8 protein-coding genes are annotated in these 9,851 nt (G+C 45.6%); 2 read left to right on the plus strand and 6 right to left on the minus strand.

Translation table 11 applies throughout. The features are described 5' to 3' along the window. Positions 1-89 precede the first annotated feature (89 nt). The 5 genes from ACTXGO_RS06410 to ACTXGO_RS06430 form a co-directional block, all read right to left on the minus strand. The gene (locus ACTXGO_RS06410) at positions 90-1,037 is read right to left on the minus strand and encodes a DMT family transporter (RefSeq protein WP_435949406.1); all 948 of its coding nucleotides are present in this window, start codon (positions 1,035-1,037) and stop codon (positions 90-92) included. 456 nt (positions 1,038-1,493) lie between these two features. Further along, the gene (locus tag ACTXGO_RS06415) at positions 1,494-2,060 is read right to left on the minus strand and encodes an ureidoglycolate lyase (protein ID WP_435949405.1); all 567 of its coding nucleotides are present in this window, start codon (positions 2,058-2,060) and stop codon (positions 1,494-1,496) included. 14 nt (positions 2,061-2,074) lie between these two features. Next, positions 2,075-2,911, minus strand: coding sequence for a bifunctional allantoicase/(S)-ureidoglycine aminohydrolase (locus ACTXGO_RS06420; RefSeq protein WP_435949404.1), 837 nt, complete (start codon positions 2,909-2,911; stop codon positions 2,075-2,077). A 65-nt stretch (positions 2,912-2,976) separates the two neighbouring features. Continuing rightward, positions 2,977-3,969 (minus strand): allantoinase PuuE, encoded by a 993-nt coding sequence (gene puuE, locus ACTXGO_RS06425; protein WP_317198702.1) that lies wholly within the window; start codon positions 3,967-3,969, stop codon positions 2,977-2,979. Positions 3,970-4,031: 62 nt separating this feature from the next. Next, positions 4,032-5,537 carry an NCS1 family nucleobase:cation symporter-1 gene (locus ACTXGO_RS06430; protein ID WP_443573748.1) on the minus strand — a complete coding sequence of 502 codons (1,506 nt, stop codon included), beginning with the start codon at positions 5,535-5,537 and terminating at the stop codon, positions 4,032-4,034. Positions 5,538-6,040: 503 nt separating this feature from the next. Between ACTXGO_RS06430 and ACTXGO_RS06435 the strand changes: the two genes are divergently transcribed. Both ACTXGO_RS06435 and ACTXGO_RS06440 read left to right on the plus strand, forming a co-directional pair. Next, positions 6,041-8,158: a TonB-dependent receptor domain-containing protein gene (locus ACTXGO_RS06435; RefSeq protein ID WP_443573750.1), complete on the plus strand. Its 2,118-nt coding sequence runs from the start codon at positions 6,041-6,043 to the stop codon at positions 8,156-8,158. Positions 8,159-8,285: 127 nt separating this feature from the next. Continuing rightward, complete coding sequence (locus ACTXGO_RS06440; RefSeq protein WP_435949400.1) at positions 8,286-9,035, plus strand: siderophore-interacting protein; 750 nt, start codon at positions 8,286-8,288, stop codon at positions 9,033-9,035. Between the two features lie 69 nt (positions 9,036-9,104). Here ACTXGO_RS06440 and ACTXGO_RS06445 read toward each other — a convergent pair. Beyond that, positions 9,105-9,851, minus strand: a 747-nt coding sequence (locus ACTXGO_RS06445; RefSeq protein ID WP_443573752.1) for an ATP-binding cassette domain-containing protein, incomplete at its 5' end; no start/stop codon positions are given.

A 9,851-nucleotide genomic window follows, 5' to 3' on the forward strand; every position in this document is an offset into this window, starting at 1 on the left:
TCAGTTTTGAGCTTTAAGAAAAAGCCCCAACTTTGATAGCTAGTTGGGGCTTTTTTGTTTTTTGTAAAAGGCAAGTTTAAACCATAAACCTAAATCTTTTGCCGCCTTTTTAACCAACGCGGCACGCGCGTAGTCGTTCCATTTAATACAGCGTTCATCAAAGCGGCAAGTAAAATGAGTATCACGCCTATATATTGAATCCATGATAAGGATTGGTGCAATAGTAGGGTTGCAAGGACAATCGCTGTCAACGGCTCAAAGATAGTAAACACCGAAGCGCGGGTAGCAGGTAGCTTCTCAAGCGCTTTCATGTACAGAGCAAAAGGCACAACAGTTCCTAATAGAGATAACCCCAAAACGTAGCCCCAAGTCAGCACAGGCAAGGTGAATAACTTACCATAAGTGTGATAGGTCTGCGGGAGCAATAGCAGCACGCCGGCACTGATAATGATCGAGGTAAAAAACACCAAAGGGGCAGGATGCGCGTAGTGCATCGCGCGCTTGCCGAGTACGCCGTATAGCGAATAACACACGCCTGACAACAGCCCAAGTACAATGCCCCAATTGACTTGCGCCTGATCGCCTAACATCGTTAGACCCACGCCAAATACTGCCATGAGTGCCAGTAGAGCGGACTGCCGCGTAATAGATTCACTCAAAAACAGCGCTGAAAAGAGTAAGCTAAAAACAGGCGCGGTATAGAGAAGGGCAACGGCGGGACCGGCACCGACATAGATTACAGCAAAGAAATAGCATACTGACATGCCAAGCACACCGATCAAGGACTGCACTGCCAGTCCAAGCCACTGCTTTGGGCGCAATGTGATTAGGTGTGGCCATATTTTTGGTAGCATCACCAGGATAAGAAAAGCGGCGGTAACAATGCGCAAAATGGTAATTTGCCAACCACTAAAACCTAGCTGATTCAGATAGGTCGAAAATATCCCAAGCGTACCCCAGCAGATAGCTGCGGTTATGATTTGAATCGTTCCTATCCAGGATTGCCGCGCTGACATTGGGCTATCGATGTTTGCCATATCGCTCTCTTATTGTCTTATCATCACTATTTTTATAGGTTTAAGTCGCTCAAGATTTTTAGCAGACCTAAAGTAAATGTATTAAAATAAGAAAAGACAACCCAATTAAGGGCTGTCTTTTATATCAAAATGGTCACTAGCTACTACTTAACCAGGGCGTGTTGAACATTCAACCATGGCACTGCTGATCGCTAAAATGGTTCCAGACACGGCGCAAGTCGAAGATAATGTCTAGACCTTAGCTAGACTTGCAACACAGTATGGGGCAATTTTAGCATCAGCCTGAAAGGACAGGACTCTTTTTTGCCGCTCCTTTAATAAAAATAGACGCTTAGAATGACTAAACTTACTATTTTTATCTTGCTTCTAATTTAAGAGCAGCGACTAAAAAATAGTTTCTGTCAGTGCGTATTTGTGAATGTTCAACACGCCCTAATAGTTTAACCAAGCATAAAATCAAAACTTAGCTTGTTCTGAGCTTGGCGCGTTATTATCCGTCTGCTCGTCTTCAAGCGCTATAAATATTTGCCAATCCCCAATATCAAGCTCATGGCAATTATTACCTTCGCCATTGATACGATCAACCACCAAAAAGTTAGAATCACGCCCAAGCGCTAGCAGAGGATGATGCCAGACGTTAGGGTTGTATTGTACGCCTTGATGCGACTTGGCATAAAACACCGTCAAATCATCAGCAGACTTTGGTGGCGCGCCGGCTGGTGCGACGACTACAACATAGTCTTGAGCGTTCATAGAAAAAAACGCCTGCGTGCCAAATGGATGATACTCCATCACTGATAAAGCAATAGGAACATCGCGCTTTTTGGCACAAAATATACTCATACCGACAATGCCGCCATCGAGCTGACACTCAGCGATAGCATGATGACGTGTGGCATAACCGTTATTAATCACATAGCTGTTATCAGGCGTTTGCTGCTGGGCATCATACGGCTCAATAACGGTACCAAAGGGCGCAAATTCAACCTTAGTCAAAGGTTTTGCAACGATTGTAGTACTCATAAACTCCTCTTCCCTTAGCGTTCTGGGCGAATAAATGGCATATGTCTATTGACGTCTTTATAGAGTAAGTATCTAAAGGGTCCAGGGCCACCAGCGTAACAGGACTGCGGGCAGAACGCGCGTAGCCACATAAAGTCGCCCGCCTCAACTTCGACCCATTCAGCATTTAGATGATAGACGGCTTTACCTTCTAGCACATACAGACCATGCTCCATCACGTGCGTTTCATCAAATGGAATCACGCCGCCTGGCTGAAAGGTGACGATATTGACATGCATATCATGGCGCATATCAGATTGCTCAGTGAACCTTGTCGTCTTCCAAACGCCATCAGTACCTGGCATCTCGATACCGTCAACCTCATGGTCGCTGGTCACGAACGCTTCGGGCGCGTCGATACCGTCTACATACTGATACGCTTTACGTATCCAGTGAAATTTGACATGAGCGTCGCTATTGTTTTTAAGCGTCCAGTTGCATTTAGGCGGCAAAAAAGCATAGCCACCTGCTTGCATATGATGCGTCACGCCTTCAATAGTGACCTCCATCTCACCTTCTACAACGAACAATACGGCTTCAGCTTTGTCATCAAGCTCAGGTTTATCAGAGCCGCCATTTGGGGCAACCTCGACGATGTACTGCGAAAAAGTTTCAGAAAAACCTGTTAGCGGGCGGGCAATTACCCACATACGCATGCCTTCCCAAAACGGCAAGTAACTGATGACGATGTCGGTGAGGACGCGTTTGGGAATAATCGCATAGCTTTCTGTGAAGATAGCGCGATCAGATAGGAGCTGCGTTTGCGGAGGCAAGCCACCCGTTGGGGCGTAATAGGTACTCTTTGTTGACATGATTTATAATCCTTAATGTTTTTCCGCGGTAAATGGACGTCTAAACTTGATCTACAAACTTAAAGTTACATCCAGTTCGCGGTGTTATCTTCGGTGGCAGGATGGTTCTCATACCAGTGCTTAGCAATTGCGTCGCGGCGGCAGATCCAAACGTCAGGCTTACTGGTAATATATGCTAAGAATTTCTTTAACGCGACAATACGCCCAGCACGGCCAATAATACGGCAATGTAAGCCGATAGTGAGCATTTTGGGTTCGTTCTTACCATCTTTATCTCCCTCATCATAGAGTGTATCAAAGCTGTCTTTGAGATACTGATAAAATGGCTCTGAGTTGGTAAAACCGGGACTTGAGGCAAAGCGCATATCATTGGTCTCTAAAGTATAAGGGATGACTAGGTGCGGCTTGCGCGTAATCTGATTACCTTCTTCTACTTTCACATTAAGCCAGTAAGGGAGTTCATCGGCATAAGAGTCAGAGTCATAGCTATAACCGCCTTGCTCAACCACCAGCTCACGAGTATTATGACTATCGCGCCCCGTGTACCAGCCAAGAGGCTGATACCCAAGCATGTTCTGGAATATCTCAGTCGCGCGGCGTACGTGTTCACGCTCAGTCTCACGGTACATATACTGATAAGTAATCCAGCGCAGACCGTGGCTTGCGACCTCGTGACCGTCCTCTAACACACGCTCGATGATATGCGGGGTCTTCTCAGCTGCCGCCGCGCAAGTAAAGGTCGTGATAGGCAGACCATATTCTTTAAAGGCGTCAAGTACCCGCCATACACCGACGCGGCTACCGTACTCAAAGGCTGACTCGATAGACTGGTGACGATTATTAAACGACGGCGTACCCAATATATCAGACAAAAAGCGCTCAGATTCTGCATCGCCATGAATGACGCTGTTTTCAGCGCCTTCTTCGATATTGAGTACGAACTGAACCGCAATCTTCGCCCCGCCCGGCCAGTTGGCTTTTGGTGGATTATCGCCGTAGCCTTTTAGGTCGCGAGGATAAGCGTTTTGATCGAAGTCACTGGTTATCTTCTGTGTCATTATTATTCCTTTTTAGCGTTCTCATTTATGGGGTTGCAAGTACGACTTTATTAAACACTACTTTAAATCGTATGTGGGTCTACGGCATACGGGCGCATCAATACCCAATATACAACGCCGCCCAAAGCTGCGCCTAGCAAGAAGCCATAACCCTCAAGACTAGCTAGCGTAGGTATCAGCACGGTTGCCAAGGAGAATACAGCACCGACAGCGAAGGCAATCAGGCCACGTATATTCCAGCCTTTATAGTAATAATAAGCCCCTGCTGGATCAGCTGAGAACAAATCATCCATATCGATCTGTTGGCGCTTGATTAGGTAATAATCAACGACTAAGATACCAAAGAAAGGCGCGATAACAGCACCAACAGCATTAACAAAGCCGACAATACCGATCTTGCTGATAAAGGATAACCACAAGGCGCCAACAAAAAAGGCAATCACAGCGGTGATCAGACCACCCGTACGAAAGTTAATATGCTTAGGAAATAGATTTGCTAAGTCATAAGCGGGCGGGATAAAGTTTGCCACCATGTTAATACCAACCGTCGCGGCAAAGAAGGTTAAAGCGGCAACGATAGTCAATGGTAGTGAGTCCACCCGATCAACGATATCTGAGGGATTGGTTAAGGCTTCGCCAAATAGTACTAGTGTTCCTGCAGTAATTACCAAAGCGATAAACGAGAAGAACACCATGTTGATCGGTAGTCCAAGCAGGTTACCTAGCTTCATATCGCGCTCACTACGTAAAAAGCGCGAAAAATCACCGAAGTTAATCACTACAGCGGCAAAATAGGCCACCATCGTACCGACAATCGCAGTAAAGGCTTGGAATGATGTACCCGTATAATCACTGCCGCTGGCAAATACAGAATTAATTGCTGGTATTAATTCTGAGCCTGATTGATACCAGACCACACCCATCAAAATAAGCATAACGACATAAACGAGCGGCCCCGCCCAGTTTAAGAAGTGCTTAATCGGCTCAACCCCAGCCCAAAACAGCATAATCTGAAAGACCCAAACAATGACAAAGGCCAGCCACGCGGTACCATTTAGACCCAAAAAGGTCGAATCTGAGCTGCCTATCACTAAGGCTAATAAAATGGCAACTGCTGTTGAGGCAAAGTAAGTCTGCACCCCGTACCAAAAAATACCGATAATCGCCCGCAAAATAGCAGGCAAATTAGCACCGTTAATACCCATACTAGCGCGCACTAGGACGGGAAAGGGTATGCCATAGCGTACGCTGGGTTTACCCGTTAAGTTGACCATCCACATGACGATAAAACCAGAGCAGATAATCGCTGCCATCACCCACCAGCCGCTAAGACCATAACTCAAAAAAAGTGACGCGGCGAGAGTATAGCCGAACAGACTTTGGATATCGTTGGACCAGACGTTAAAGATTGCAAACCAGCCCCAGTTGCGCTCTTTAGGCTGTAGCGGTGCTAGATCTTCGTTATAAAGTCGTGAGTTTTTGCGTTCTGGATTGAACGTATCATAATCATAAAGTGCTCTGTTGGGCTGACTATTGAGCTGACTTCCTTGCTCATTTGCAATGGACATCCTTTTCTCCCTTGGTGTTAAAATCAATCGAAGCTAATATTGTTAACATTTAGCAACATAGATTGTTAACACTTTAAGGATGTCTAGGTCATAGGTCAAGATAATTATGACTTTTGTCTATCAGTATTATCTGCAAATAGACGTCACGTCTGTAAAGGTGCTATGCGGTATACTTTTATATTTCAGGTAACTTTCACACTTTATTTGCAGCAATTTTTTGTATCTTTACTTCCTTAAAATTCAACAGATTACCTTCGTTTTTTAGTCTCTATTAATGTAAATTTAATCGCTTATCTACGTACACTTCTATATTTACTGTTGCCAAAATATAAATACTTCGTTATCATTCCTCTCGTTAATTGAATGATAATAATTATCATTAACATTAGTATTAATAAATATATGAGTCAATTTTTTGGTTGCTTGGTGATAATCTCATCAATCCTGAATATGACTCATACAAATTTAAGTACCCTTTTCATAGTGAAATCAGCGAGTAAGTTATGCGTGAAGATCAGAGTTTAAGTAAAAGCCGCTCTAAGCCAAAAAATCATAGCCAATTAACCCTATTATCTATGGGCGTAGCAGCAGCGCTATGGTCACAAGCTGCGAGCGCCGCGACTGCGGACTCCCTGCCAAGTACGACGCTGCAAACGATTACGGTAACGGCGAATACTTCTGTACGAGATGAGTTGCAAGAAGAAGCGGTTTATATCGATAACTATACGCCTGCAGCGCAAGCGAGTCATTTAAGTGACTTCTTAGATGTGATACCTGGAGTTGAGGTCGGTGGTACCTCAACGGTAAACCAGCGTATCAGGGTGCGCGGGCTTGATGATACCAATCTGAAAGTGACTGTCGATGGTGCTCGTCAAGAGGGTGCTTTGTTTTATCATATGGGTGATGTCACCCTTGATCCTGACCTGCTCAAACGTGCTGAGGTAGCGGTCGGTAATAACTCAGTGACGCTAGGTAATGACGCCCTAGGCGGCGCGGTAGCGTTTGAAACTGTGGATGCAGTAGATTTGCTCAAGCCAGGTCAAAAGATCGGTGCAAAACTAAAGGCTGGCTACGGCAGTAATAATGATGAGCTGTTAACCTCAGCCACCGTCTATGGCGCGCCTACTGATAATATCGACTTACTAGCTTATTATGGCAAGCGCGATACGGATTCTGGTGAGGATGGCGATGGACGTGAGCTATTTGAGGACAGTGAAAGCGAAAATATTTTGTTAAAAGCGGGCGCTTATATCAATGATAATCACCGCGTAGGTGCAAGCTTTAGCCGTACTGAAAAAGAAGGTATTTTCCCGTTTCGCCCAGATTTTCCTAGTTTAACTGATGATCCTATACCACAAAAGGTAAACCGCGATACGTATACGATTGACTATAACTTTAACCCGCTAAATGCTTTAATTGATGTTGATACCACGATTTATCAGACCGAAACCGAAATCTCGCGAGATAATAACGCTGACGTATCGCCAGGCTATGACTGGAGAGCTCAGGTAAAAACGACAGGCGGCAAGATTGAAAACACTAGTGTAATCGATGACAGCGTTTTTGAAGGGGTTACGGGTACGCATAGACTCATCACAGGCGTGGAGCACTATAAAAAAGAATCACAGATGGCGCGTGAGGGCAGGGATACGGCGACTGATGAGGCAAAAACCACATCGCTCTACTTAGAAGATCAGTGGCAACTGGGCAAATTTAGCTTAACGCCAGGCGTGCGTTACGATCGCTATGAGTCGCCTGAATATGTCTCAGGCGGCGAGACCTATGACAATGTCGTTGGCGCATTAGCGGCCAGCTACGAGATTGCTCCAAGCACACAAGTATTTGCCAGCTACACGCAGTTATTCAACGGCCCTGATCTTGCGCAAACCATATTTAATAGTAATGGCGATAGTATCTATGTCAATGATGATCTCAAAGCAGAAGAAGGCTACAACTCTGAGATTGGGGTCGCGACCACATTGCGCGGATTGACTACCGCTAATGATGCTTTGCAACTAAGCGCCAAATACTTTCGCTCTAATATCGAAAACTTTCAGCAGTTTGTTAGAACAGGAGATCGCGCCGGTCGCTACGGTCTAAACTGTGCTACAGGTGAGCGCGGTTCGCCTGACAACTTACAAGACTGTCAAGGCATGATCAATAGCGATGAAGATTACGAGATCAAAGGTGTCGAGCTTGCAGCGAACTACAGTACTGATAACTTTGGTATGGGTCTTAGCTACGCGCGTGCACGCAGCGAGGGCGACAAAACCAGTGATAGCATTCCCTCAGTGAGTGGCGGTAGTGCTGACTCAGGTGATCGTTATATGGTGAACCTAGATTATGCACCTAATGAGGTGGTTGATTTAGGTTGGCGCAGCACTTATGTAGCCTCCATCACTGATAATAGCGGCGACACCAAGCCCAACTATGATGTGCATGATATCTATATGAACTACTCGCCGCGTCAGCTTGAGAACGTCAAAGCTACTGTCGGGGTATATAACTTATTTGATGAGACTTACGCCAGTCACGCCTCACGCTATAGTGCCGTTAGTGATCAAAGCACTGACTTTGAGATGGGTCGAAATATAAAAGCGTCGTTAACGTATCAGTTTTAAGTTTTGATATAAATAATAAAAACCAGCAATCTCACAAAGAGCGCTGGTTTTTTGTATCAGGATCTGTAAATTCTGATAGCTCAAAACCATTATTAGCTCAGCTAATAAGTCATGAGAGAATACAGAAATGGCAAAACCTACCCCAAGAGTTCTAGAAGTCAAACGTATTACAGACATCACGCCGCATATGCGCCGCATCACTTTGGGTGGAGAGGCGTTTAAGGACTTTCCAACAAACCAACAAAGCGCTTATATTAAGTTGATGTTTTCACAGCCTAAGAGCAGTAAACCTATCATGCGCACTTATACTATCGCTGAGCAGCGCAGTCACGAGATAGATGTAGACTTTGTATTGCATCCTCAAGAGCATGCAGGTCCAGCACTACAGTGGGCACATACCGCGGCTATAGGCGACAGCATCTTGATCGGCGGCCCTGGAGCCAAAAAACAGATCAATGCTCAAGCCGACTGGTTTTTGTTAGCAGGTGACATGACTGCGCTACCTGCCATAACGGTAAATTTGGCTGAGCTACCCGCTGATGCTCAAGGCTATGCGGTAATAGAGGTCATAAGTGAAGCAGACATCCGTTCGTTGAATATGCCTGATAATATGGATATACACTGGGTAGTAAATGCAGTAGCAAGCATCGATAGTAGTCCACTGCTTGAACGCATTAAGCAGTTGCCTTGGTTAGAGGGCAGTCCCGCTGTGTGGGCAGCGTGCGAGTTCAATAGTATGCGCGCGCTACGTCATTACTTTAAACAAGAAAAACAGGTAGCAAAAACCCATCTGTATATCTCAAGCTACTGGAAGCTTGATAACAGCGAAGATGAACACAAAATCATCAAGCGTGAGGACGCCGAAGCTATCTTGTAGAGACAACTGTAGTTGATACGGTTTGCGCGAATCCTTTGTCTTTAGTACACCGCATTTTTATAGCTGTACTCACACCGTATCTACTATCACAGGACGACCATGATGGGTCAGCACCGTCACTTCAACGTCATACAGCGCTTTCATTGTCTTTTGGGTCAAGACATCGACTGGGCGACCGACCGCTTTGACTTGACCGTCTTTCATCGTTACCACCGTATCGGCAAACTGCGCGGCTTGATTGATATCATGCAGCACAATAACGACCGTTTTTTGCTGAGTATGACTAAGCGTACGTAGCTCACGCATTAGGCGTCCTGCATGATACATATCCAAATTATTAAGTGGCTCATCAAGAAGCAGATAAGGTGTGTCTTGGCAGACAATCATCGCAATCAGTACGCGCTGACGCTGACCACCAGATAACGTTGACAAAAATCTATCGGCTAAGGGCTCAAGCTCAAAGCGCTCGATAATCTCATTGACCTTTTGCTGGTCAGCCGCGCTTGGGCGTCCTTGGTGATACGGATAGCGCCCAAACATTAGTAGCTCATGGACGCGCAGCCGCCCTTGTACTTGATTGTCCTGACCGAGCATAGCGACTGTGGTGGCAAGGGTACGGGCATCACAGCTGATGATGTCATGGTCTTTATTATCTACGGTAAAGCTGACTGAACCTGTTTGCAAAGGGTGCAGGCGCGCCATGACCGAAAACAAAGTTGACTTACCCGCGCCATTAGGACCTATCAGAGCGATAACTTGTGAGGGCGGCAAAGACAAAGTAATATCGTGCAGTATTTGCTGCGAGCCAATATGGTG

This window comes from Psychrobacter sp. T6-1, from assembly GCF_052258445.1.

Excerpts from the sequence above, each read along its gene's own strand:
- ACTXGO_RS06410 (WP_435949406.1), bottom strand. The coding sequence starts at position 1,037 with ATGGCAAACATCGATAGCCCAATGTCAGCGCGGCAATCCTGGATAGGA.
- ACTXGO_RS06415 (WP_435949405.1), bottom strand. The coding sequence starts at position 2,060 with ATGAGTACTACAATCGTTGCAAAACCTTTGACTAAGGTTGAATTTGCG.
- ACTXGO_RS06420 (WP_435949404.1), bottom strand. The coding sequence starts at position 2,911 with ATGTCAACAAAGAGTACCTATTACGCCCCAACGGGTGGCTTGCCTCCG.
- puuE (WP_317198702.1), bottom strand. The coding sequence starts at position 3,969 with ATGACACAGAAGATAACCAGTGACTTCGATCAAAACGCTTATCCTCGC.
- ACTXGO_RS06430 (WP_443573748.1), bottom strand. The coding sequence starts at position 5,537 with ATGTCCATTGCAAATGAGCAAGGAAGTCAGCTCAATAGTCAGCCCAAC.
- ACTXGO_RS06435 (WP_443573750.1), top strand. The coding sequence starts at position 6,041 with ATGCGTGAAGATCAGAGTTTAAGTAAAAGCCGCTCTAAGCCAAAAAAT.
- ACTXGO_RS06440 (WP_435949400.1), top strand. The coding sequence starts at position 8,286 with ATGGCAAAACCTACCCCAAGAGTTCTAGAAGTCAAACGTATTACAGAC.